Origin of the sequence: Nocardiopsis sp. LOL_012 (assembly GCF_048060475.1) — a bacterium.
GTDB lineage: Bacteria > Actinomycetota > Actinomycetes > Streptosporangiales > Streptosporangiaceae > Nocardiopsis.
Window position 1 is genome coordinate 1 of sequence record NZ_JBHMIV010000131.1, and the last position, 338, is coordinate 338.

A 338-nucleotide genomic window follows, 5' to 3' on the forward strand; every position below is an offset into this window, starting at 1 on the left:
GTCAGCGAGTCGGAGTCGCCGCCGGTCCTGGCGTCGGTGACCCGCTCGGTGTAGACCCGCAGCCGGGGTGCCAGCAGGATCCAGCTTCCCGCGAAGCCGGCGGCCAGACCCACCGCGATCCACGCCTCACCCAGACCGGAGACGTAGATGGCGCCGGGCAGGCCCAGCAGCAGCCAACCGCTGAAGTCACTGGCGTTGGCGCTGAGGCCGGCCACCCAACTGTTGAGTTTGCGGCCGCCGAGTACGAAGTCCGACTGCGAGGTCGTGCTCTTGTAGACCCAGAGGCCGATGCCGACCATGCCGGCGAGATACAGCACGAAGGTCACCACGGACCCGAG

At 68.6% G+C, this 338-nt stretch carries 1 protein-coding gene; it reads right to left on the reverse strand.

What is annotated here, in order from left to right; genetic code table 11:
- Positions 1-338 (reverse strand): sodium:solute symporter family transporter (locus tag ACFHWE_RS23775; protein WP_416604110.1); only part of this gene is annotated, 338 nt, incomplete at both ends.